The sequence below is a fragment of the Herbaspirillum sp. alder98 genome, assembly GCF_020179755.1.
In the GTDB taxonomy this organism is placed as follows: domain Bacteria; phylum Pseudomonadota; class Gammaproteobacteria; order Burkholderiales; family Burkholderiaceae_D; genus Herbaspirillum.
Genome location: NZ_JAIUCY010000010.1, coordinates 35,079 through 56,935 on the forward strand (window position 1 = coordinate 35,079; position 21,857 = coordinate 56,935).

The following is a 21,857-nucleotide window of genomic DNA, read 5'->3' on the forward strand; positions in this document are numbered from 1 at the left end:
AAGCCAATGCGATAAATTTGCGTTTTTCAGCATGGACTCGATATCCGCTCCTGGCGCCGATTGCAGCCATCACGTAGTTAGGAGTTTTGCCATTGCAATGTCTGCAAGGTAGGTGCCGTCGGCAAGTCTGATCCTCTTCGCAAATCTCCCCTCTTCAACGAAGCCGAAGCGAGCGTATAGCCGCTGCGCTACGAGATTTCCCTCCCTGACACGCAGCTCAATCTTCTCGACTGCAGGATGCTTATCGGCCCAGGCAAGCAGAGATTCCATCAGCGCGGTGCCAATGCCGCGCCCCGTATGGCCAGGGTGAACGACGATGGTTAGCGAAAATACATGCGCCATAGCGCGTAGAGCACCAGGCTCGAGGGAGGCGTGACCAGCGGGGACACCGTCAATTTCGGCGACAACATAAATTCCGGCTTCATTGAGCCAAAGAAGCTTTTCGTGGAAGGAGTCTTCTGAAAGCTCTTCGGGATGCGAGATAAGCAAGCCAGGTTTCTGGCTCGTCGCATGTTCTGCGCGGTACAAAGTCGTCGCGTCTTCTGCCCGCGCATGTCTTATCTTGATCATGCTGTTGTCTTTTTCTGGCCTAATTAGATAGTTGCCGGATGATGGCTTTCAAAACGAGACTTCCGCTATTGGCCGATAGCCGTTGTTCAGCCTTGCATGGCAAGTTGCTCGGTTAAAAAACGGCTGACGCCGTGCAAAGCGGAAACCGGCTTATTACAGACGTCATCCAAGCGCCTGAGTCAGGTGCATGACACGGCGTTCTGGTTCACGGCACAGCAAATTCTCTCGCGTCAATCGTGCACATGCTCACGTTCAAAATCGTCTGATTCCTGAATCTTCAGACCAGCGTCCTCCGCCGCTTGAACAATCTCTTCCAATTGGTCCGCTAACGCCAGCAATGCGTAATAAGCATCGTCTCCCAAGTCGAGATGGAGCAAGCGTAAACCCCTGGGTTTCACCCAGGAAGAAAACTCTAACAGCGCATGCGGAACGGTCGCTTTCGTGCTGCTTTCCATATGCCAGGTGTCGGCAATCCCGGCAGCAGCCAGCAGTTCATTCGCCTGCCATTCCACTTCTTCAGTTGCTTTCCAATCGACTTGCAGCAAGACCCACTTGCCCCGCCGCTGTCCGTCGTCAAGTATGCCGTTTTCGATTGCTTCACTCGCCGTACTGCCGGGCTCCAGGTGTGAAATTACCGATGTGGTTAAGCGTTGGCTTTCCTTAACCCCTAATTGAACAGTGATGAGGCTGACGAAACGTCTTAACGCTTGTTTATTCTGTTTTGATACAGAAAAATATTCTTTCAAAATTTGTGCGTCCGAAAGGGTTTCTTCTTCCTCTACGGTTGGCGCAGGTGGGGCGGTCAAGTCCCGCCCCAAAAGTTTACTAAGTAATTTGAGCATTGATAGTCAGGTAAGGGTTGTGCGAGGCGTATTGTATGAAGTCTGCTCCTGGCCGAAAACGGACATCAAGGTCTAACTTGGCTAGGTGCGATCATGCCTCAAATAGTTAAGGTTAGCGCCCCCAAACCGCTTCCGCCTCGTCAATAAACGCTTTTTTTCTTCATTGTTTGATTGCGATGACCAACGAGCTTCTCAAGCGGAGCAGGTCGATAAATGAAGGGAAAATTACAGGGGATTTTTGTCGCTTTTTTCAACTATCCCGACATTGGCGACATTGCTATAACAGCAAGGTCAAAGAGCCTGTGCGATTTAATTCGACAGACCGTCTTCCCCTATGGAAACGTTGAAAAAATAAAGGTCTGTTACTTCATCGACTGCGCCTGACTTGTACAACTATGGGGCGGGCATGAAGAACAATGATGCGGGTAGCGGGGGCGCTAGAGATCCGCGGTTGAGCAAGATTGCACTAGCCATCGCGCTGACACTGGGCAACGGCGCCAGCTGGGCCGGTGGCGCAGGTGGCAACGGTGACAACTCATACGCAGGCGGCTCGGGAGTCGCGGCCGGTGGCGCCGGCAACGGCGGGACTGGCGGCACAGCTGCGATCGCGGGTGGAAATGGCAGTTCCGCAAGTGGAGCGACCGTGAGTGGCGGCGCAGTCGGTGCCGCAACCGGTACGGCAACCGGCACGACGGACGCCAGTGGCGGCGCAGGAGCGGCAGGTCAGACGCTCAGTTCCAATGGAAGCCTGCCGGCTGGTGATGCCATCTCCGGCGGTGGTGGCGGCGGAGGCGGCTATCAAGACTTGAGCAGCGGTTCGTCGGCCGCATCCGGGGTCACGGTTTTTTCGGCTGGAAATTTCAATGGCGGAAATGGCGGCGCCGGGCTTGTGGCGAACGCCAACCTGATCACCTATTCGACCGCAGGAGCTATCAGCGGCGGCGGTGGTGGTGGTGGTGGTCACAACAGCTTCTACATGTCGAGCGGCGCCGACAGTATTGCCGTGGGGAATACGAACGGAGGTGACGGCGGCGCGGGCGTGCATATCGGCGGGACAGGACTGACGCTCGACAACACAGGATCGATCTCCGGCGGTAGTGGAGGGGGCGGGGGCACATCCTATGGACTCGCCAATAGTCTCGGCGGGGCGGGCAGCGTAGTCACGACGGGATCTGCAAATGGCGGGACGGGCGGTGACGGCATCGTTGTCGGGAGTGCTGATGTCCGCATTTCCAACAGCGGCAGCATCGCCGGCGGAAACGGCGGGGCGGGCGGACAGTCGAATGCCAACGGCACTTCCGGGAGCGCCGGCACGGCCAATGGCGGGGCGGGCGGCAATGGCGTCTCGCTGGCGGCGGGAAACACGACGCTGATCAATTCAGCGCTCGCCGGCATCAGCGGCGGCAACGGTGGCGGCGCGGGCTCCGTGGGCACGTCGACCACGGTCGGCGCCGGCGGCGCCGGCGTTGCTGTCACCAGCAACAACAACACCATCATCACTGCGGGAAGTATCCGCGGCGGATTGTCGGGGAACGGCTCCTCAAGCAGCAGGGCCGATGCGATCAGCATCAACGGCAACAACAATACGGTCCAACTGCAAGCCGGCTACAGCTTTGACGGCAATGTCGTCGCACATTCCGGCACGGGCAACATCCTGAGCCTGGGCGGCAGCTCCGACAGCAGTTTTGACGTCAGCCTGATATCCGGCTCGCTGCCTTCGTCGTACACGGGGACAACACGGTACTATGGTTTTTCCGGTTACAGCAAGCAAGGCTCGTCCACCTGGACGCTAGTCGGTACGTCCACCGACAATGGTGGCTGGAGCATCAACGCCGGCAGTCTGGTGGTCAACGGCGTGATGGCGTCGTCCGCCATGACCGTCAACAACGGCGGCACCCTGGGCGGCAGCGGATCGGTGGGGGCAACCAGTGTCGCATCGGGCGGCACCCTGGCAGCCGATAGTCCGGGCAGCGGGCTGACGGTCAACGGCAATCTGTCCTTCGCCAGCGGCGCGACGTATCGCGTCGCGGCCAACAGCACCGGCGCTTCCGGGCTGACGTCCATCAACGGCAATCTCTCCATCGCCAATGGCAGCACGCTGCAGATGGTGGCGTCTGCCGGCAGCTATACGGCGGGTACGCGTTACACCATCGCTACCTATACGGGCACCGGGACCGGCAGGTTCTCTACGCTCAGCCACAACTTCGCCTATCTGACGCCGACGGTTGCCTACGATGCCGGTACGGTCTCGGTGCTGCTCAATCCCAGCAGCGCCTTCCAGACGTCAGGCTTCAGCCTGCCGGTCGGATCGACCAATCAGAGCGCCGTGGCCGATGTCTTGACCCGGCTCTATGCGGCAGGCGGCAACGCCTTCACGCAGGCAATGTTGACGGCGTCGGACGGTCAGGCGCGCAATGCGCTGGCTGCCGCCAGCGGCGACGTGGTAACCGCAGCCATTCAACATGCAGGTGCCAGCATCCAATCCTCGCAGCAGGCCATCGGGCTGCGCCTGGCCGCCATCGACGCACGCCCCGGCGCGCCGGCCATCGACGAAGATCCGTGGATCAGCGTATCCCTTACCCGCCAGCATCTCTCCACCGGCGATGCAGGCGCCAGCTCCTACGACAACGGCGGCAGCATCGTCTCGTTCGGGCACGACTACATGCTCTCGCCGGACGTGTTGTCCGGCTTTTCCTTTTCGGCCAATAGCGACCGCACCCGCTATCGCGATGTCGTTGCCGACGGGCGCAGCGATGGCCTGCAAGCCGCGCTGTATACGCGCTATCGTCCCCAGGGGCAGGCATTCTTCATGAAAGGCATGGCCGCACTGGGATGGTGGAGCAGCACGCTGTCTAGGCAACTGGCGATCGGCACCTTCGCCAGCAATGTACGTGGCAAATATACGGTGCGCAGCGCAAGTGTGTACGGCGAGGCCGGTCATACCTGGCAAGACCGTCGACTGGTGCTGGAACCCTATGCCGGCCTGGCCGTTGCGCTGACATGGCGACCAGCCTACAGCGAGTCCACCCAAAGCGGCAGCGGCGGCTTTGCGCTGACCTATGGCGGCCAGCGCAGCACGCAGACTACAAGTATCGTGGGCCTACGCCTGCACCAGGCGTTACCGGAAGACGCGACGGCGTCATCCATTCAGTGGCAGGCAGACTTCGCATGGAGACATCGCTGGGGCAGCAATGATAGTACGGTGCGGGCCGCGTTCGTCAACAACGCCGCCGACACCTTCATCGTGCGCGGTGCCGCGCTGGGGCGCGACGAAGCGGTGATGAACATCGGCGCAAGCATCCCCCTGGCGCCGACCGCGGCGGCCTTCGCCCAACTCGGTGCAGCCCTAGGAAAGGGATATCAGAGCTACGGAGCACAGGCGGGAGTGCGCTGGTGGTGGTGAGGCGACCGAGTCAGCGCCGGGCCATGCCGAGAGAGTGGGAAACCTGCGATGACAATACGGGGCCATGTCAGTTTTCAGCCTCTATGTTTCATCTGAAACCATGGCCATGTCTTCCTGCCCCACGGCGGCAGGTATCACAAGGCCGCCCGGCTCCTATAATGCCGTACCGAATACAACACGACATCTCCCTCCCTGGTACCTGACGACAGCACCATGAAAAAACCGCCTTCCTACTACAGCCTGCGTATCGAACTGGCCAATATCTAACCCATGATATGGCGCCGCCTCCTGGTCCCCCCACCATCACGCTGCCCAGGCTGCCCAGGCTGCATCGCGCCATCCAGGGTGCCATGGGCTGGACGAACAGTCATCTGCACCAGTTCGCCATCGACGGGGCCCGTTATGCCGAACCCGACGGCTTCATGGACCGCATCATCAACCACAAGAACATCAAGCTCGCGGGCGTGCTGGGCGACCAGATCCGCGAGTTAATGTATGAATACGACTTCGGCGATGGATGGTCGCACCGCGTCGTGGTGGAACAAATGCGGGAAGGCCACCCTGCATGGTCAGGCTCGCTGTGCACAGCGGGCGAACGGGCCTGCCCGCCGGAAGATGTCGGCGGCCCATGGGGCTACGTCGAGTTCCTGTCCGCCATGGCCGACCCGGCGCACGAAGGCCATCTCGATGTGCTGACCTGGATCGGCGGCGTATTCGATCCGGAGGGATTCGACATCAACGCGGCCAATGACCGCATTCGCAGGTTGAAGGGATAAATCCTTCAGCATCGGAGTGCGGAAAGCGATAAAGTAGCAAGCAAAATAATTTTTAGGGGAACAGCATGGGATGGGAAATCGCATTAATCGACAAGGGCTTCGCCCTGGCTTCGGATTTTCTTGCTTATATCCGCGAGAAATCGGAACGGGACCATCAGCTCAAGATGACCAAGCTCAAGATGGCCGCGCAGGAATCCAAAGTCATGGACGCCATCCTTGATGTATCGACCCAACTCGATGTTGCCGTTCGGGACATCGTTCGCCAGGTCACCGAAAAGATCGAAAGAGACCAATGGGAAAAGCTCGTCGCCCAGGTCAAAGGCCTGCAGACAGCGCTGGACTTCGAAGATGAGGCGATGATTCGCGTGGCGGTGGCGAACATTTCCGATCAGATCGAATACGCGAAAAACCGGCTCAACGAAAAAAAAACGCAGTGGATGGGCCCCTGGCTCGTTGCAGAATCCATCCGTCTCGTAGCGCTGCGCCAGATCGCGTCCTCCGACAAGACAGTCAAGCTTCTCGACCGGTACACAAAAGAATTCCGCATCAATATCCTCAACCTGGGCGCGTCGCCTTTGCTGTCGAGCGGAAACGTGCCCTGGCTGCAGATTGCGGACTTTATCGAAGGCCGCAATGAGGACGTCATTCCCCTGATCGCCGAGGCATCCGCATCAAAAGCGGCCCTTTCGGCACCACGCAAACCGAGGGCCGTGCCGGCCGCAAAGGCCAAACCCGCCAAGGCGCCAAAAGCCGCTGCGAAGCCCAGCACCGGAACAGTTCTCAATCCAGCTGCAGCCTGGCCTTTCCCGACTGGCACGGCAAAGCGCTAACGCCGAGGGTTGTCATGCAGATCGGCCTCGTCAGGGGCCGATTTTTTATCCACATCCGGATGACACTGCATCGCGGCAGTGCAACTCAGGTGCCGAAATACTTGGCACTCAGCTTGGCGAACAGGCGGGCAATCTCCGCGTACTGTTTTTCGTGGGGGAGAACACGCTCCCAGAGGCTGGTTGCATGGACTGCTGTCGTATAGAAGACCATGGTGAGGGTGGCGGTAGCGGCGGTGAGATAGCGCATGATGATCTCCTTGGGTGTTCCGGTTTGGGTTGCCGATGCGTCGTTGCGTTTCGGTATGGCTGCATCTTGCGCCGGGCCGGTTACGGAAGGATTGCAGTTTGGGGGGCCATGTTTCAGTTGAAACATGCAACATGCGGCTGCGGGATCAACATCGTCATCAAGGAGAAAAACATGCTCGCTACCATCGTCTGTCCCGTTCTTGCGTGCAGTGCACTTTTCATCAATGCCAAGGCATTGAGGCCGCTGACGACATACGGCAATCTGCGCACCCGAGCATTGAACTGCCATCCGGCAAGCCTGAACGCTAAGATGCGTCATTACTGAGAACAAACGTCACAATAAAGCAAATCGATAACCATGACGACCAGTGTCCCCCCTTACACACAAGCCCTGGAAGAATGCGCTCCGCAACATTCGATTGAAGATGTTGCTCCGGCGTTGCCCAGGCAACTCTTTATCGAAGAATCGTTTTCCCTGCTGGCAAACATCCTCGGCACCGGAATGGATGAAGAAGGGATTACGACATCCTTCATGGCTTGTTGTACTGCCGCAGAGCGGTTCTGGCATCGAAACTGGGTATGGCAACCGAAGCCGGACCATCAAATGCTTTGGCTGCATGTGAACAAGACCAGCGAGACAATGGCGGGCGTGGATTTTATCCTCGCCATTGCGAGGGCCGACGGAGAATTTGATGTCGTCATGGCACAGGCGAAACGGTTTTCGACAATCGGGTATGGCCTGCAAAATGTCGCGCAAAAAGCCTTCAGCACACGCCTTCCGCAAGATACAAAGCCGCCATACGCTAGGAAGGAGGATATTGCTCCAATGGCAGATATGGATCTGGTCGCATACGATCCGCAATCCCCTCTTCCCGAAAGGGATCGTTTCTATCCGTCCTGGCAAATTACCCGCTTCCTTTCGCTGCAGCAAAAGATACGGAAAAATCTCCCTGGTGCCCACTTCTTCTATGTCTCGTGGCCGGACAAAGCCGGCAATACCCCTGTCTATACAAGGCTGGATGACGCGTTTCGCATGATCAAGGAACGCGAGGAAAACGTCGGCCAGTCATCCGGCTGGATTCAATCCTTCGAGTTGAGCGATGAACGTGACCTCAAGGATTTACTCGCGAGCGACATGGCAGACGAAGGCGGGAACCCATCCGGCGTGTCGCCCGAAGCTTTGATCGAGATGATGAAAGAGTTCGGTGACCTGTGCCAGAAGGTCATCGTCATCGATCCAGTGGATGGCGCTTTGGGTGCCAAATTAATTGAATCGTTTGGCTCGAAGGCAAGCCATAGCGCCACCTACACACCGATTGCCGAAAAACTGGAGCCGACGTACCAGAAACCAAAGCACACAGTTTAATGAATCGGATATTGGCTCCGTATCAAAGGGCGCTGTCTCACGATTTGCATCATCGGCTTTCGCCGTCCTGACCTGGACGATGCTACGCGTCGATGGCACTACATCATCATAAGTCGTTACTCCGTTAGTGCCTATATTTGACCGCTTTGACAATTCCATTGACCGCTGGTGGCTCACCGAATCAAAAGAAGTTTTTCCCGTAAAATGTGCGCTCTTCGTCAGTGCAGGCATCTCAATGGCTGCACCGAAAAAATTGCCATCGGTTGCAGTACTCACCTCAGCCCTTCTCGATCACTTGCTGGACGAAAGGGCCGCGAACGAGATTCGTGAGGTATTCGACCAATGCAGCCCGATACTGAAGAAAAATCTCCCCGGTTGGAGCACGTTCTCGACAAGGCATTCAGTCGAACCGGCGATGGCCATGTCTCACGCGCAGGAGATCCCCGGGCGCTTCTCAGTCTCTTTGCAGAAAGAACACCCAATGCACTTCACCACGCCATCTCCGACTATCTGATTTAGAACAAGGCGTGGTGCATCACCAACAATTTCGATGACTGCATCGAAACGCATCCTCATTCCGTATCCCTGTGCGTGTGCTATCCAGGGATCAAACCACAATTGAGGTACAACATGGGGAACATGGAGATGAGTGGGGCATCGTCAAGCTGCATGGATCGATAGCCCAGGGGGTCGAGGGCCTGGGTGCGACGCTACAGCAACTGCAGATCGGCCTGGCTGCGCCATTTCAATCCCTGCTGGTTGTTGCCGGCTACAGCGGCACAGACCATTTCGACGTCAACCATTGGATGCGGCAGAGATAGCGGACTAACTATCGCTGACAATATCCTCCAAATTGTTGTAGAAGGCCGGATACGCGTTCAAGCAAAAAATGTTCAGACTGATAAAATTCCCAACACATAACCAACGGGGGAAAAACAAAATGTTCGTCTCTTCCAATCAATATAGGGAAGCAATCACAAAGCTAATTGAGGACAATGAATTAGTGAAAGTTGCAGCGGCGTTCTGGGGAGACGGAGCAGAAAAGATGTTTCCACTCAGTAGTGGAAAGCATTTCGAAATCCTTTGCAATTTGACGATGGGCGGATCCAATCCAGCACCAATCCAAGTTTTGCTCGATCAGCCTAATGTCACTATCCGAATGCTGAACGACCTACACGCCAAAGTTGTTATTGGAAAAGACTCCGTAATTGTAGGATCAGCAAATTTCTCTTCGAATGGCCTCAATCTCGAAATGGATGAAGCTGGTGGCTGGAAAGAAGCAGGAATAGTCTCCAATGATCCAACAAATTTGAAAGATGTGAAAAAGTGGTTTGCAAACTTATGGACTTCGTCGTTGGAGATCAAATCTCATCATCTTGAAGAAGCGAAAGCACAGTGGCTCAAGCGACGAGCCAGTCGCCCACGTCCCCAGCAGCCTGTTTGTCTGCTTGATGCCCCGCTTCAGCAGCTTAGAGATCTTCCCATTTACCTTGTGATGTACCAGGAATCCGCATCAGCTGAAGCAAATGAAGCCTTTAAAGAAGTAAAAGAAGGCCTTAACCAAGATGAAGAGCTGCCTATCCATGTCTCCAGATTATCCTTTTTCGAGAATTGGGGAAAACTACCGAAAAAGGCCACTCTATTGGGTGTGCGTTATGGCGTCCGTGGAGGACTCAAACTAGATGCCCCATGCGTGAGAATCCCAGAGCTAGATGGCTCGCCTTCCGTTAAAAAGAAAAAGGTCAACCTTCAATTCACTGTCGGGAAGAGCGACGTGGAGGGAATGGAGTTTGGGAAGGACGACCGAGAAAAATTCAAACAGATGTTGAAGCCTCAAATTGATGCTCTCTGGAAGAAATTCGCCCCAAAAGGGACCAGGGTAGTTTCTCTTTTCGATGCCCTAAGCTATCTAAAATATGAACTGCCGGAATAATTCCCAGCGGCAGAACGCCGCTCTACGACGAGCCTGCCGATAGCCTTTCGGGCAATGGCGCGATGAAGACATCACTTTGGATCAAACCAGGGACGTATTCGAACTGAATTTCTTTGCGGCCATCGGGCTAGTCCGACTGGTCCTCCCATACATGCGGGCCCGTCGCGCTGGTCATATCGTCAACGTCACAAGCATCCGCGGAGTGGTTCTCGTGGTTTTTTATTTGGACAGAGTCCGCTTCTGGCGGCGGTTTCAACCGGTGAATGCAGTCATCTTGCACTATTTCCAGGATGTCTGAATTTCTTTAACTATCTTGATAGCAGCTGTTTCTTCAATGCGCGCTTGCCAGGCGTCGAAGGCCATATCGACCGCAGAGGGGAGCTCCTTGGCATAGATAGTTAACGTCGCTGCTTTTGGGTCGAAGTGTCCTGGCCTAATGTCGTAATGGAGTATTCCCACTGCCTGTATGGCGCCAGGACAGGCAAATATCACCGCAACTTTTTCATCGCAACTATGGAAACGACAAGCTGAAGCCATTCTCAGATTTCCCGCAACGGGATGAATGATGTCTGGGGGCCACCAAGGCCATCCAGCACCTGAGCAGATAACGTCCCCTTATAAAAGAAGCTTACCCGCTTGTCCCCGAGAAAACTTCGGATACGGGCCGACAGATTTCTATCGCCGGCAAGGTCGTGGGTATTCGTTTAATCACAGAATTCCATTGCGCACACCGAGTGAGCGAAGATCATCGCGGCCGTTGCCAGAACAAAATCAACCTCAACTGCATATAGCGCTCCTACTATTCTCAAATGGCGGCTTCTGGCCGTTTGCGGACTAACTTATAACCTATATGCAACATACGGCTATCCGGTCTGTTTTGACTCTCCTTCCGAACGACGGCCTTAAGGCCTCACCAATTGCCCGGATCTTCAGCTTGGAGCGCGGACCGGTCACATTGCCAGATGTGCTCATCAATCCATAATTGTGCCAGTCCTCGGTGCGATTCAATATCACAGCATCATCCGGCGGCTCGGGTGGCCGTTGGGCGTGGGTCCCTCCACCTGATGGCGGCGCGTTCTCCTCATCTCGCTCATATACTTCAGAGGCATATTCCCTATCGTAACTCGGTAATTTCCACGTGCGAGAACTGTTGATTACACTTTGCCAGCCATCAGCAGGATGGTGTAACTCTAAATTATCCGTGCACGACCGGAAAACACCACAGGGGAAGAATATGAAATCTATCAAGTGGGCGATCATCGCATCTATGGCGCTGTATGTTGCTGCCACCAGTGCGGCAATGGCAGACACGCTGGCTTCGATCAAGAAGGCCGGCGTAGTGAAGATCGGTGTGCCGCAAGACTTTGCACCCTATGGCGCGGTGAATGGTGACATGCAGTTACAAGGGCTCGACATCGACGTAGCAAGGCTGGTGGCGAAGGGGCTGGGGGTGAAGGCCGAACTGATTCCGGTGCCAACTGCCAGCCGCATCGCCTATTTGCAGACGCACAAGGTCGATATGATCATCTCCACCCTGGGCAAGAACGCCGAGCGTGAAAAGGTGATGGACTTTTCGCAAGGTTATGCACCCTACAACAACAGCGTTTTCGCCGCAGGCGCGCTCGGGATCACCGGCCCGGCTGACCTGGCAGGCAAGACGGTAGGCGTTGCCCGCAGCACCTTCGAAGATCTTATGCTGACCGACACCGCACCAAAGACTACGGTCATCAAGCGCTATGAAGACAACAACGGGCTGGTCTCGGCCTACGTTGCCGGTCAGGTGCAGATCATCGGCACCGGTGACTTCGTGGCCTATTCGCTGGCCGAGAAAACCCCGACGAATAAGCCGGTTCTGAAGTACGTCATCAACGTCTCCACCTGTTTCGTCGGCGTCAACAAAGGCGAAGGTCCGCTGGTGAGCGAGATCAATGATGTGTTGACCGCGTCCAAGAAGAGCGGTGAACTCAACGGTGTCGTCAAGAAGTGGCTCAACGTGTCGTTGCCGGAAAAGATTGCCACTACCTATCAGTGAGGTGCGGCAGCCAGTTGCACGTGATCCTCACCTGCAACTGGCACCAATGGTCGTCATCCATGACTTCGACGGCTCATCCGGCAGGCTGCATTCGTTCCAGATGGGCGATGTAGCGCTTCAGTGTCGGGTTGCTATTGTCATTGCGATAGACGAAGGACACGGGATGGCGCATGGTGAGTTCCGGATGGTCGACTAACACCACGCCTTCAGGACAGGTATATGCGCTCACGTCCGAGACGATGGCATAGCCGACGCCGGCTGCGACCAGGCCCAGGATACTTAGTACATCGCTCGCCAGCTGGGCCTTGCGCGGCACCAGGTTGGCCGTCTGGCACTGGTAATTCAGGAACTGGTCATAGCCCGGCGCCACCTCGGTCGGGAACCAGATCGCCGGCTCGTCGCGCAACGCCGACAGGTGCGCGGGCACCTGACATGCCAGTCGGCTGTCGCGCGGCAGTGCCAACTTGAGCCGGCATTCAAAGACCTGGATTTCGCCGAATTCGCGCGCCAGGAACTGGTCATTGGGAGGATAGCGCCAGGCCAGAAAGCCGGCGTCCAATTCGCCTTCCCTGATCCGCTCCAGTTGCCGCGCCGATAGTCCGGGCTCCAACGACATCGCTATCTCCGGTTCGGCCTGGTGGAAGCGGCGTAGCGAACCCAATATCTTCGGATGCCAGCCAAAGTTGGGCGTGATACCCATTCGCAGATTACCTTCCAGACCTTCGGCCACGCGTGCCACGCGCTGCCGCGTACCTAGCAGGTCGGCCACGATGCGGCGCGCATCGACAGCCAACTGCTGACCCGCAGCGGTGAGTGTGGTGCCGCGCACGCTGCGCTCGAATAACACAGCGTCCAGTTCTTCTTCCAGATCCTTGATCTGCCGACTCAGGGCCGGCTGTGCGATGTGCAGACGCCGTGCAGCCTCGGCCACGCTGCCGTGTTCGACCACGCCCAGGAAATAACGAAGATGGCGCAATTCCATGATGGATAACCTATGCCTGTTTAGTATATTTGTTATATATAAAAGGAAGTTTTCAGTATAGATCATAAGACCTACACTGCCTCCACTAAACATAACAATGGAGACCATATGAACAGGCAAACCGCCGGGCTAGACCCGAAAATGCAACGTCGTACGGTGATAGCGGCGACCATCGGCAACGTCCTTGAGATCTACGATTTCATCATCTTCGGCATCTTTGCGGTGGCCATTTCCAGGACTTTCTTTCCCAGCGGGGACGAGTATGCGGCACTGATGTTTACCTTCATGACTTTCGCTGCCGGCTTCGTGGTTCGTCCCATCGGTGCACTGGTGCTCGGGCAGTATGCGGACAAAGTGGGTCGCAAGAAGGCATTAAGCTTCACGCTGCTGTTGATGGCGCTGGGCACCATTGTCCCAGCGCTGTGCCCCTCCTACGACTCGATTGGCATCGCGGCGACCGTGATCCTGGTGCTGGGACGGCTGCTGCAGGGTTTCTCGGCCGGCGGCGAGATCGGCAGCAACGTGGCCATGCTGGTGGAGAACGCCTCGGATCGCCATCGCGCGCTGTTCAGCTCTTTCCAGCAGATGGCTCAGGGCGGCGGAGTGCTGTTGGGTGGCATGGTCGGCTTCACCATTGCGGTGGTCTTTGGCCAGGAACGCATGCTGCAGGACTACTGGCGTCTGGCCTTTGTCGTGGGCCTGGTGATCGGCCCGGTAGGCTGGTACATACGGCGCGCGCTGCCAGAGACTCCGGAATTCGAGAACAGCCTGCGGCAAGGGCCGGCAGATTCCTTTTTCACCGGCGTAAAGGCTAACTTCGGCCGCATTCTGATCGGCATTGCCATCATGGTCTTCTGGACCGTCGCCACGCAGGTCTCGAACTATTTCACCACCTATGCCGTGCGCGAATTGGGCATGCCGGTGGCCTCGACCTATCTGGGCCAGATCGCTTCCGGCTTGACGCTGCTGCTGATCTGCCCACTGGTGGGCATGCTGGCAGACCGCATCGGCCCCTATAAGCCGATGGCTTGGGGTGCCGGTCTGGCGGGTGTGCTGGCCTATCCTCTGTTCAAGATGCTGGCCGCCACGCCGACCTTACCGGTGCTGCTGATGGTGCAGATTGCCATCTCGATCACACTGGGCTTGTATGCCGCTTGCGCTCCGTTGGTCATGTCCGACATCTTTCCGACCCGCTATCGCGCGACCGGCGTCGGCACTTCCTACGCCCTGGGCGTGATGATCTTCGGCGGGCTGACGCCGATGATCGTCACCACGCTGATCCAGGTCAGCGGCGACAAACTCATCATCGGACTGTACCTGACCGCTGCCGCGCTGCTGAGCCTGGCCCTGATCGCAACGCTGGTGCGCATGCAGCGCAAGACCGCGATGGCCTGAGGCTGGCCTTGCCGCACCGCTGTCATTGAAACAACCTGAAAGGGGTTACATGGATATCGTTACTCACGGGCAGTCGGCTGTTCCCGAAACAATGGATCTGGTGTCCATACGGCGTCACCTGCATGCCCATCCCGAATTGCGCTTTGAAGAAAAGACCACCGCCGCTTATGTTGCAGGGCTGTTGCGCGAATATGGTCTCGACGTCGAGGAGAACATCGGTGGTTACGGCGTGGTGGGCACGCTGCGTAAAGGCAGTTCAGCACGCGCCATCACATTGCGCGCGGATATGGATGCGTTGCCGATGAAGGAAGAAAACACCTTTGCCCACGCGTCCACCTGCGCGGGAAAAATGCATGCCTGCGGCCATGACGGACATACCGCGATGCTGCTCGGCGCGGCCGCGCGCCTGAGCCGCGAGGTCGACTTTGACGGCACCGTACACCTTGTATTCCAGCCGGCGGAAGAAGGGGGCGCCGGTGCGCGCTCCATGATCGAGGATGGTCTCTTCGAGCGCTTTCCATGTGACGCCATCTTTGGCGTACACAACTGGCCAGGGCTGCAGGCGGGCAGCTTCGGCGTGCGTTGCGGTCCATTGATGGCGTCAAGCAACACCTTCAGCGCGACCCTGCTGGGGCGCGGCGCGCACGGCGCCCAGCCACATCGCGGCATTGATCCGGTGGTGGCTGCGGCGCAGCTCACCCTGGCCTGGCAGAGCATCCTTACGCGCAACCTCAATCCCAATCATCGGGCAGTGATCTCGGTGACGCAGATACATACCGGCACGGCCGACAATGTCATTCCTGAACAGGCCACCCTGTCCGGCACCGTGCGCGCCTTCGATGCCGATACGCTTGACCTGATCGAGCGTCGCATGGGCGCCATCGCCGATGCAACCGGCCAGATGTTTGACCTGCGCGTATCGTTCAACTTCGAGCGCCTGTATCCAGCGCTGGTTAACCATCCCGAAGAAACCCGGCAGGCCATGCAGGCCATGATGGTGGCAGTCGGTGCGGAGCAGGTCGATGGGGACACCGAACCGGCCTTCGCCTCAGAGGATTTCGCTTTCTACCTGCAGCATAAGCCGGGGTGCTACGCTTTCCTCGGCAACGGCCTCATCGCTGCGAGGCAAGCTCCTCAGCAGCAGGCCACATCGCGTGAACTGCACAGCCCCTTCTACGACTTCAACGACGACATCATCGATGTCGGTGTGGCGTATTGGATTGCATTGGTGCAGCGCTATCTGGGCGTGGCTGTGTGAAGTCGCCGCGTCTTGGCGCGCGCGGTGAAGGCGTTGGAAGCCGGGATATTTCCACCGTCGTGACGCTGTTTCCTCCTTTAATCGGAAGGCCCGGCATCCTTGTGCCGAGAGCAGGCAGCTACCACGCGCCTGGCTGAAAGCAGGCTTTCCGCATTCTCTGATTCGTCCTTGCCAGCGCCCGTATTTCATTTGAAATACGGGCGCTCTTCATTGAAACATCGACGAAGCTATTCCGCTCCACCATGGGGGTATGGCCAAGAAGCAATAGCCCCGACGCGGCCTGTGCTGCCCCGCTGAGGGAAACTGCGGATAGAACGAAATCTGCAGGCCACGTAGAATACGGCGGCTTCATTTCTGAACGTTCAATCTGGCAGCATTGCCATCGATCAGGCCGTTCAGATAGTTTTACGCAGAATTGTTACTCCATGGCATTAGATCCCTCCACTATCCTCGTTCTCTCCACCGCCCTCGCTGCGGCCGCCGCGCTTTACCTTGCCGTGGAGTGGAACAGCGTTCGCGAACGATCGCTGCTGCTCTGGAGCGCGGGTTTTGCCGTCATCACCGTCGGTTGCGTGCTGGCGCTGCTGCGCTCCAAGGGCTATCTGCTGATCGGCATCTGGTTTGCCAACGGCTTGTTGATCGGTGCTCACTGGCTCTTTCTGGCCGGCGTTGCCTGGTTCACCCGCACCCGGCTCTCGCGCGGCTGGACCTTGGTCGTGCTGGCCTGGCTGCTCATGCTGTTGTTGCCCAGCGAGCCCTGGTGGTCGAGGGTCATGCTGTGCATCCAGTCGCTGCTGATTGCCGGCATTACCCTGCGCGCAAGCTTTCTGCTGCGTCCTCACGGTGTTTCGCTCAGCGTCGGCGCCGTGCAGCTGCGCTACGTGCTGATGGCGCATGGCCTGTTCTATATCGCCAAGGCGGCATCCACGCTGGCGCTGGGTGCCTTCGTCGACCTGGCCGCGTTTCGCGGCGAGGTGATCCAGATTTCATTGGTGGAGGGCAGTATGGCGATCATGTTGATCGCCTTGTCCATGACCGGCACCGAGCGCCATCGCCGCGAGGAGCGGATCGAACAGCTCGCCGCGCGCGACCCTCTTACCGCATTGTTCAATCGCCGTGCCCTGGACATGCGCGCGCCGGCGCTGTTCGAACAGGCTTCTGCGGCAAGCCCGGGCGCCTTGCTGCTGATCGATATCGATAACTTCAAGCAGGCCAACGACCTGCATGGCCATAGCGCCGGCGACAAGCTGCTGGTGGCGCTGAGCGAGATGATCCGCGAGTTCCTGCCTCAAGGTTCGCTGGCTGCCAGGCTGGGCGGCGACGAGTTCGTGATCCTGCTGCGAGAGGCCTCCGCCGACGGCGTGGTGGCGCTGGGCAATGACTTGCGCGAAGCCTTCGCTAAAACGGCGCGCGAGATGTTCGCGACCCCGAAGGCGGTGACCTTAAGCGTAGGGGCCACGTTGTTTGAGCGTCCGCCATCCAGCCTGGCCACCTTGCTCGACCTGGGCGATGCTGCCCTGTACGAGTCCAAGCGCGCAGGGCGCGACCGGGTGCGGGTTGTGCCGCTCGGATAACGCGAGGATTAGGCGTTATCCGAGCGGCACGCCTGCCGTTTCTGCCATGCGGCGGCGGAGTGTCTTATCATCGCGCTTTGATCCGTAACGGAGAAATGCCATGGGCATACGCGGCAAGGATTTTCAGATCGACAACATCGAATTCAACGTCGCCGATATTGCGCGCAGCAAGGCGTTCTATGGGCAAGCCTTCGGTTGGAGCTTTACCGACTTCGGCCCCACCTATACCGAATTTACCGACGGTCGCCTGGCCGGTGGCTTCACCACCGGTGAGCCGGTTCGGCCAGGTGGCCCGCTGGTCATCCTCTACGCCAACGATCTCGATGGGGTGCAGGCGCGCCTGGTTCAAGCCGGCGCGACGATCAGCCGTCAGGCCTTCGATTTTCCGGGTGGCCGACGCTTTCATTTTATCGATCCGGATGGCTACGAGTTGGCCGTCTGGAGCGCCGACAAGTAAAACCAACAGAGCATTCGCTCAACCGGCACCTCGCGGCACAGGGGTAGGATGAACTAACGATATGCGACTTTTAATTGCGCTGATTCTGCCCTGGCTGACGTTCTTCACGATTGGCCGCCCCATTGCCGGAATTATCTGCCTGCTACTGCAGATCACCCTGGTCGGCTGGTTGCCAGCGACGATCTGGGCAGTGTACTCATTGAGCCAGTACAAGACCGACCAGAAGATAGAAAAGGCACTCAGGCAGCGCGGCTAAGCCGGTGGGAAATAGTTAAGTAAGATCAACCTCATCGTCCCTGCGCAGGCCGGGATCCAGTGATTTTGGTGGTGCCGCAAAGTCGTCTGCAAGACGCTGGGTCCTGACTTTCGTCAGGACGACGGTGATGGGTAAAACGCTTAGGCACAACCAACCTCGTCGTCCCGGCGCAGGCCGGGACCCAGTGACTTCGGTGGCGCCGCGACGTCCAGTCCCGTCACCATGTCCCACATGCGCGCATGAAATTCTGCATCCTGGCAAAGCAGGATCTTGCCCAGTCGGCCGAGCACATCTGGCCGAAGTCGGCGCACCGCAGTCACCCGACAAACTCGCCACCAAGTCCATGACTGCCAGGAAATTGTCAAAAAAATAACAGATTAAGTTTTTTCCCTCGCATTCAAACTTCTCAAGTATCCGTTCTTGTAGCTTTGCACTACGAGAGCTATAACTCTGCATACAGAAAGTGCATTTATTGGATATTCAATCCGACTTGGTGCATATTCAAACCATAAAACACGGCCAGTACCCCAAAAGGACATGGCACGCTAAATGCTAGATGAGCAAAGAGGATGCAATCTTTCGTTCATTGGATACCAGGAGGAAATTATGAGATTTGTTAAGCAAGGTCTTGTATACGCTGCGGCCGTGATGTCGCTGATGGCAGCTTCCGGCGCGCATGCCGAAGAGTCTGTATCCGTGCGCCTGCGCTGGGTCACGCAGACCCAGTTCGCCGGTGTCTACGTGGCGCTGGAAAAGGGCTTCTATAAGCAGGCAGGCCTGGACGTGAAGATCAATCCGGGTGGTCCTAATATCTCGACCGAGACCCTGGTCGGTTCCGGCGCCGATACCTTTGCGGTCTCGGGCGCGACCGACGCGATCCTGTTTGCACGCGAAAAGAAACTGCCGATCGTCGCCATCGGCATGACGCTGCAAACCACACCCTACGCCTTCGTGTCGCACCAGGCCTCGACCATCAAGTCGGTCAAGGACTTCAGCGGCAAGACCGTATCGGCCTGGTTCACCGGTTCGCAATACCAGCTCTTCACGGCGCTCGGCAACGAAGGCGTGGACCAGAAATCGGTCAGCATCGTCTCGCAGCCTTTCTCGATGCAGCCCTTTATCGACGGCAAGTACGATGTCTCGACCGTCACCATGTATAACGAATTGCTGGTGCTGAAGGACAAGAATGTCCCGGTCAACATCTTCCGTGCCGACGCCTACGGCGTGCGGGTGCAGGATAACGCCATCATCACCTCCGAAAAGATGATCAAGGAAAAGCCCGAGGTGGTGCAGGCCTTCCTCAACGCAACGCTGCGTGGCTGGAAGTACGCCATCCAGAACCAGCCCGAGGCGGTCGACATCGTGATGAAGAACGGCTCCGGGCTCAATAAGAGCCACCAGACCAACATGCTCGCGGCCTATGCGCAACTGATGCAGGCCGCGCAGGGCAAGACTAAGGGCCTGGGCTGGGTTGACCTGGAAGCGGCTACCATCACCAATGCCAACCTGTTGAAGTACCAGGCCCTGAAGTCGTCCATCGATGTCGCGCCCGCCTTTACCAACCAGTTCTGGGACAAGGTGCCTGCGGAGTACAAGCTGCCATGAGCGTGATGCAAGCATCGCCGGCCGAGCATCCCTTGATCGAGCTGGTCAACCTTTCCAAGCGATTCGGCGAAGGCGCCAACCAGGTGGTGGCGGTCAAGGGCGTGAACATGTCGCTGCAGAAGGGCGAGTTCGTGACCCTGATCGGGCCCTCGGGCAGCGGCAAGTCGACCCTGTTCAACATGATTGCGGGCTTGCTGCCGCCCGATTCGGATGGTGGCATCGTCTTTGCCGGTCGCGAGCAGCGCCATGGCGAGTTGCTGGGCAAGGTATCGTTCATGCCGCAGCGCGATTTGCTGCTGCCCTGGCGCACCGTGCTGGACAACGCCATCGTGGCCCTCGAAGTCGAGGGCATGCGCAAGAAGGATGCGCGCGACAAGGCGCGGGCGCTGTTTGCCGAATTCGGCCTGGCCGGCTTCGAGACCAAGTATCCGCATGAACTGTCGGGTGGCATGCGCCAGCGCGTGGCGCTGATGCGCACCTTCCTGTTCGAGCGCGACCTGATCCTGCTGGACGAACCCTTCGGTGCGCTCGACGCCCTGACCCGTTCGCTGATGCAGCGCTGGCTGCTCGATATCTGGGCCCATCACAAGCGCACGGTCCTGTTCATTACCCACGATATCGATGAAGCCATCTTCATGGGTGACAAGGTGGCCGTGATGTCGACCCGCCCCGGCACCATCAAGTACAGCGAGAGCATCGACCTGCCACGTCCGCGCGAGGCCGAGGTGGCCACCACGCCGGCCTTTGCGGCCATCAAGAAACGCTTGCTGGCGGTGGTGGAAGAAGAGAGCCTCAAGTCCTTCGAAGGAAGCAGCAAATGACCACGAAGGGTCTCGCCCGGGCGCTCGTCGCGCCGATCCTGCTGTTGCTGGCATGGGCCTTCATCGTGCCGGCGCTGTCGGTGCCGGATCGTTACCTGCCGGCGCTGGGCCCGATCCTGCATAACGCGCAGGCGGTCAGCGGCGAGTTGCTGGCCAGCGTGCTGCATACCGGATGGGAAGCGGTGCTGGGCTTCTTGTTGGCGATCGTGTTCGGTGTCGTGTGGGGCATCTTGTTTGCCAAGGTGGGCTGGCTCGAACGCTCGCTGTTTCCGATCTTCGTGGCCTTGCAGACGATTCCGGTGGTGGCGTTCGGCGCCATCGTGGTGATCTGGTTTGGTAACACGCTGATGGCGAAGGTGTTCATTTCGTTCTTCCTGGCGTTCTTCCCGATCTCGGTCAGCACCCTGCATGGCATGCGCATGGGCGACCGCCAGCGCATCGATCTGTTTCGCAGTTTCGGCGCATCGCAGGCGGAGGTGTTTCGCCTGGTGGAGTTGCCCACTGCCTTGCCGGCCATCATGGTCGGTCTCAAGACCGGCCTGTCACTGGCGCTGGTGGGCGCAATCGTCGGCGAGTGGTTTGGCGATACGGTAGGGCTGGGTGTGATGCTGTTGCAGGCCCTGTACGTGGAAGACGTGTTGCGGGTGTGGGTGTTGATCATCGCCACGGGTTTGCTGGGCAGCGTGCTGTACGGCCTGGTGAGCCTGTTCGAGAGGAAGTTCGTATGGTGGAGAATCGAATGAATCGCCTGGCATCGCAAGCACAGGTCCTGCTGGCCATCGCCGGTGCGCTGATCGTGTGGCAACTGGTGGTGACGGTGATGCAGGTGCCGGTGTTCGTATTGCCGACGCCGACCCTGATTGCCTCCCACGTGGTCGGCAACATCACGCAGATGCTGGGTCACCTCGGCCTGACCATGGCCGAGACCGTCGCCGGTTTCGCGATCGGTTCGGCCATCGGCGTGGTGCTGGCGATCCTGGTCATGCAGGTCAAGCCGGCCGAGGCCCTGATCATGCCGGTGGCCGTGGCCGTCAGCATGGTGCCCACGGTCGCTTTCGTGCCGCTGGCACTGATCTGGTTCGGCGTGGGCATGAGCTCGAAGGTGGCCATCGCCGCGCTGGCCGTGAGCTTTCCGGTGCTGATCAATACCCTGACCGGCCTGCGCCGCCCGGAAGAGGCGCACGTCAATCTCTATAAGAGTTTCGGCGCCGGCAGCCTGGCCATCCTGTGGCGCCTGCGCCTGCCGGCCGCGCTGCCTTCGCTGGCCAATGGCTTGCGGGTGGGCTTTGCGCGCAGCACGGTGGTGGTGATCGTCACCGAGATGCTGGGCGCGTATGCCGGTATCGGCCAGGTGATCTATCAGGCCACCGCGCAAATGGATTCGACCACCGTGTGGGCTGCCGTGGCACTGTCGTCGATGGCCAGCCTGCTGTTGTACGCGATGCTGGTGGGCGTGTTGAGAAAAACCATCTGGTGGAATTGAGTAGCTGCCTGGCCTGGCAGCGGGCAAT

The 21,857-nt window shown here is 58.1% G+C and carries 23 protein-coding genes; 18 read left to right on the forward strand and 5 right to left on the reverse strand.

Translation table 11 applies throughout. From position 1 onward, the window contains the following. Positions 1-69 precede the first annotated feature (69 nt). Positions 70-570, reverse strand: coding sequence for a GNAT family N-acetyltransferase (locus LBW87_RS19380; RefSeq protein ID WP_225203105.1), 501 nt, complete (start codon positions 568-570; stop codon positions 70-72). 230 nt (positions 571-800) lie between these two features. Beyond that, positions 801-1,412 (reverse strand): hypothetical protein, encoded by a 612-nt coding sequence (locus LBW87_RS19385; protein ID WP_225203106.1) that lies wholly within the window; start codon positions 1,410-1,412, stop codon positions 801-803. An 889-nt stretch (positions 1,413-2,301) separates the two neighbouring features. On the opposite strand from LBW87_RS19385, the gene LBW87_RS24010 reads away from it, so the two are divergent. From LBW87_RS24010 to LBW87_RS19400, 3 genes are all read left to right on the forward strand, one after another. Then, a complete protein-coding gene (locus LBW87_RS24010; RefSeq protein WP_225203107.1) occupies positions 2,302-4,815 on the forward strand; it encodes an autotransporter domain-containing protein in 2,514 nt (837 codons plus the stop codon). A 350-nt stretch (positions 4,816-5,165) separates the two neighbouring features. Continuing rightward, positions 5,166-5,591, forward strand: a complete 426-nt coding sequence (locus LBW87_RS19395; RefSeq protein ID WP_265113012.1) for a plasmid pRiA4b ORF-3 family protein — start codon at positions 5,166-5,168, stop codon at positions 5,589-5,591. Positions 5,592-5,656: 65 nt separating this feature from the next. Then, complete coding sequence (locus LBW87_RS19400; protein WP_225203109.1) at positions 5,657-6,421, forward strand: hypothetical protein; 765 nt, start codon at positions 5,657-5,659, stop codon at positions 6,419-6,421. An 85-nt stretch (positions 6,422-6,506) separates the two neighbouring features. Here LBW87_RS19400 and LBW87_RS19405 read toward each other — a convergent pair whose 3' ends face one another. Further along, positions 6,507-6,794: a hypothetical protein gene (locus tag LBW87_RS19405; RefSeq protein ID WP_225203110.1), complete on the reverse strand. Its 288-nt coding sequence runs from the start codon at positions 6,792-6,794 to the stop codon at positions 6,507-6,509. Between the two features lie 45 nt (positions 6,795-6,839). On the opposite strand from LBW87_RS19405, the gene LBW87_RS19410 reads away from it, so the two are divergent. From LBW87_RS19410 to LBW87_RS19430, 5 genes are all read left to right on the forward strand, one after another. Continuing rightward, positions 6,840-6,992, forward strand: coding sequence for a hypothetical protein (locus LBW87_RS19410; RefSeq protein WP_225203111.1), 153 nt, complete (start codon positions 6,840-6,842; stop codon positions 6,990-6,992). 33 nt (positions 6,993-7,025) lie between these two features. After that, complete coding sequence (locus LBW87_RS19415; RefSeq protein ID WP_225203112.1) at positions 7,026-8,033, forward strand: hypothetical protein; 1,008 nt, start codon at positions 7,026-7,028, stop codon at positions 8,031-8,033. A 235-nt stretch (positions 8,034-8,268) separates the two neighbouring features. Continuing rightward, entirely contained in the window at positions 8,269-8,547 is a 279-nt protein-coding gene (locus tag LBW87_RS19420; protein ID WP_225203113.1) for a hypothetical protein, read from the forward strand. A gap of 426 nt (positions 8,548-8,973) precedes the next feature. Then, on the forward strand, positions 8,974-9,966 hold the full coding sequence (locus tag LBW87_RS19425; protein WP_225203114.1) for a phospholipase D family protein: 993 nt from the start codon (positions 8,974-8,976) through the stop codon (positions 9,964-9,966). A 76-nt stretch (positions 9,967-10,042) separates the two neighbouring features. Next, positions 10,043-10,264 carry an SDR family NAD(P)-dependent oxidoreductase gene (locus LBW87_RS19430; protein ID WP_225203115.1) on the forward strand — a complete coding sequence of 74 codons (222 nt, stop codon included), beginning with the start codon at positions 10,043-10,045 and terminating at the stop codon, positions 10,262-10,264. Here LBW87_RS19430 and LBW87_RS19435 read toward each other — a convergent pair. After that, positions 10,246-10,503, reverse strand: coding sequence for a hypothetical protein (locus LBW87_RS19435; protein WP_225203223.1), 258 nt, complete (start codon positions 10,501-10,503; stop codon positions 10,246-10,248). The two genes, LBW87_RS19430 and LBW87_RS19435, sit on opposite strands and share 19 nt — an antisense overlap. Positions 10,504-11,200: 697 nt before the next feature. Between LBW87_RS19435 and LBW87_RS19440 the strand changes: the two genes are divergently transcribed. Then, positions 11,201-11,998, forward strand: coding sequence for a transporter substrate-binding domain-containing protein (locus tag LBW87_RS19440; protein WP_225203116.1), 798 nt, complete (start codon positions 11,201-11,203; stop codon positions 11,996-11,998). A gap of 73 nt (positions 11,999-12,071) precedes the next feature. Here LBW87_RS19440 and LBW87_RS19445 read toward each other — a convergent pair whose 3' ends face one another. Further along, positions 12,072-12,980 (reverse strand): LysR family transcriptional regulator, encoded by a 909-nt coding sequence (locus LBW87_RS19445; RefSeq protein WP_225203117.1) that lies wholly within the window; start codon positions 12,978-12,980, stop codon positions 12,072-12,074. A gap of 108 nt (positions 12,981-13,088) precedes the next feature. Between LBW87_RS19445 and LBW87_RS19450 the strand changes: the two genes are divergently transcribed. The 9 genes from LBW87_RS19450 to LBW87_RS19490 all read left to right on the forward strand — a co-directional run bounded on the left by LBW87_RS19450 (position 13,089) and on the right by LBW87_RS19490 (position 21,829). Further along, entirely contained in the window at positions 13,089-14,375 is a 1,287-nt protein-coding gene (locus tag LBW87_RS19450; protein WP_225203118.1) for an MFS transporter, read from the forward strand. A gap of 49 nt (positions 14,376-14,424) precedes the next feature. Beyond that, a complete protein-coding gene (locus LBW87_RS19455) occupies positions 14,425-15,633 on the forward strand; it encodes a M20 aminoacylase family protein (protein WP_225203119.1) in 1,209 nt (402 codons plus the stop codon). A 425-nt stretch (positions 15,634-16,058) separates the two neighbouring features. Then, positions 16,059-17,207 (forward strand): sensor domain-containing diguanylate cyclase, encoded by a 1,149-nt coding sequence (locus LBW87_RS19460; RefSeq protein WP_225203120.1) that lies wholly within the window; start codon positions 16,059-16,061, stop codon positions 17,205-17,207. A 100-nt stretch (positions 17,208-17,307) separates the two neighbouring features. Continuing rightward, positions 17,308-17,664, forward strand: coding sequence for a VOC family protein (locus LBW87_RS19465; RefSeq protein ID WP_225203121.1), 357 nt, complete (start codon positions 17,308-17,310; stop codon positions 17,662-17,664). A gap of 61 nt (positions 17,665-17,725) precedes the next feature. Beyond that, positions 17,726-17,920, forward strand: coding sequence for a YqaE/Pmp3 family membrane protein (locus LBW87_RS19470; RefSeq protein ID WP_225203122.1), 195 nt, complete (start codon positions 17,726-17,728; stop codon positions 17,918-17,920). A 606-nt stretch (positions 17,921-18,526) separates the two neighbouring features. Further along, on the forward strand, positions 18,527-19,525 hold the full coding sequence (locus LBW87_RS19475) for an ABC transporter substrate-binding protein (RefSeq protein ID WP_225203123.1): 999 nt from the start codon (positions 18,527-18,529) through the stop codon (positions 19,523-19,525). Next, positions 19,522-20,346, forward strand: coding sequence for an ABC transporter ATP-binding protein (locus LBW87_RS19480; protein ID WP_225203124.1), 825 nt, complete (start codon positions 19,522-19,524; stop codon positions 20,344-20,346). The genes LBW87_RS19475 and LBW87_RS19480 overlap by 4 nt, the downstream gene beginning before the upstream one ends. Beyond that, positions 20,343-21,089, forward strand: coding sequence for an ABC transporter permease (locus tag LBW87_RS19485; protein ID WP_225203125.1), 747 nt, complete (start codon positions 20,343-20,345; stop codon positions 21,087-21,089). The genes LBW87_RS19480 and LBW87_RS19485 overlap by 4 nt, the downstream gene beginning before the upstream one ends. Then, positions 21,086-21,829: an ABC transporter permease gene (locus tag LBW87_RS19490; RefSeq protein ID WP_225203126.1), complete on the forward strand. Its 744-nt coding sequence runs from the start codon at positions 21,086-21,088 to the stop codon at positions 21,827-21,829. Before LBW87_RS19485 ends, LBW87_RS19490 begins: the two co-directional genes overlap by 4 nt. Positions 21,830-21,857 lie beyond the last annotated feature (28 nt).

What these genes read in the sequence shown, in the direction of transcription:
- LBW87_RS19460 (WP_225203120.1), top strand. Translation starts at nt 16,059, where the DNA reads ATGGCATTAGATCCCTCCACTATCCTCGTTCTCTCCACCGCCCTCGCT.
- LBW87_RS19395 (WP_265113012.1), top strand. Translation starts at nt 5,166, where the DNA reads ATGGGCTGGACGAACAGTCATCTGCACCAGTTCGCCATCGACGGGGCC.
- LBW87_RS19475 (WP_225203123.1), top strand. Translation starts at nt 18,527, where the DNA reads ATGAGATTTGTTAAGCAAGGTCTTGTATACGCTGCGGCCGTGATGTCG.
- LBW87_RS19445 (WP_225203117.1), bottom strand. Translation starts at nt 12,980, where the DNA reads ATGGAATTGCGCCATCTTCGTTATTTCCTGGGCGTGGTCGAACACGGC.
- LBW87_RS19385 (WP_225203106.1), bottom strand. Translation starts at nt 1,412, where the DNA reads ATGCTCAAATTACTTAGTAAACTTTTGGGGCGGGACTTGACCGCCCCA.
- LBW87_RS19400 (WP_225203109.1), top strand. Translation starts at nt 5,657, where the DNA reads ATGGGATGGGAAATCGCATTAATCGACAAGGGCTTCGCCCTGGCTTCG.
- LBW87_RS19420 (WP_225203113.1), top strand. Translation starts at nt 8,269, where the DNA reads ATGGCTGCACCGAAAAAATTGCCATCGGTTGCAGTACTCACCTCAGCC.
- LBW87_RS19405 (WP_225203110.1), bottom strand. Translation starts at nt 6,794, where the DNA reads ATGTTTCAACTGAAACATGGCCCCCCAAACTGCAATCCTTCCGTAACC.
- LBW87_RS19415 (WP_225203112.1), top strand. Translation starts at nt 7,026, where the DNA reads ATGACGACCAGTGTCCCCCCTTACACACAAGCCCTGGAAGAATGCGCT.
- LBW87_RS19410 (WP_225203111.1), top strand. Translation starts at nt 6,840, where the DNA reads ATGCTCGCTACCATCGTCTGTCCCGTTCTTGCGTGCAGTGCACTTTTC.
- LBW87_RS19470 (WP_225203122.1), top strand. Translation starts at nt 17,726, where the DNA reads ATGCGACTTTTAATTGCGCTGATTCTGCCCTGGCTGACGTTCTTCACG.
- LBW87_RS19435 (WP_225203223.1), bottom strand. Translation starts at nt 10,503, where the DNA reads ATGGCTTCAGCTTGTCGTTTCCATAGTTGCGATGAAAAAGTTGCGGTG.
- LBW87_RS19440 (WP_225203116.1), top strand. Translation starts at nt 11,201, where the DNA reads ATGAAATCTATCAAGTGGGCGATCATCGCATCTATGGCGCTGTATGTT.
- LBW87_RS19455 (WP_225203119.1), top strand. Translation starts at nt 14,425, where the DNA reads ATGGATATCGTTACTCACGGGCAGTCGGCTGTTCCCGAAACAATGGAT.
- LBW87_RS19425 (WP_225203114.1), top strand. Translation starts at nt 8,974, where the DNA reads ATGTTCGTCTCTTCCAATCAATATAGGGAAGCAATCACAAAGCTAATT.
- LBW87_RS19490 (WP_225203126.1), top strand. Translation starts at nt 21,086, where the DNA reads ATGAATCGCCTGGCATCGCAAGCACAGGTCCTGCTGGCCATCGCCGGT.
- LBW87_RS19480 (WP_225203124.1), top strand. Translation starts at nt 19,522, where the DNA reads ATGAGCGTGATGCAAGCATCGCCGGCCGAGCATCCCTTGATCGAGCTG.
- LBW87_RS19380 (WP_225203105.1), bottom strand. Translation starts at nt 570, where the DNA reads ATGATCAAGATAAGACATGCGCGGGCAGAAGACGCGACGACTTTGTAC.
- LBW87_RS19450 (WP_225203118.1), top strand. Translation starts at nt 13,089, where the DNA reads ATGAACAGGCAAACCGCCGGGCTAGACCCGAAAATGCAACGTCGTACG.
- LBW87_RS19465 (WP_225203121.1), top strand. Translation starts at nt 17,308, where the DNA reads ATGGGCATACGCGGCAAGGATTTTCAGATCGACAACATCGAATTCAAC.
- LBW87_RS19485 (WP_225203125.1), top strand. Translation starts at nt 20,343, where the DNA reads ATGACCACGAAGGGTCTCGCCCGGGCGCTCGTCGCGCCGATCCTGCTG.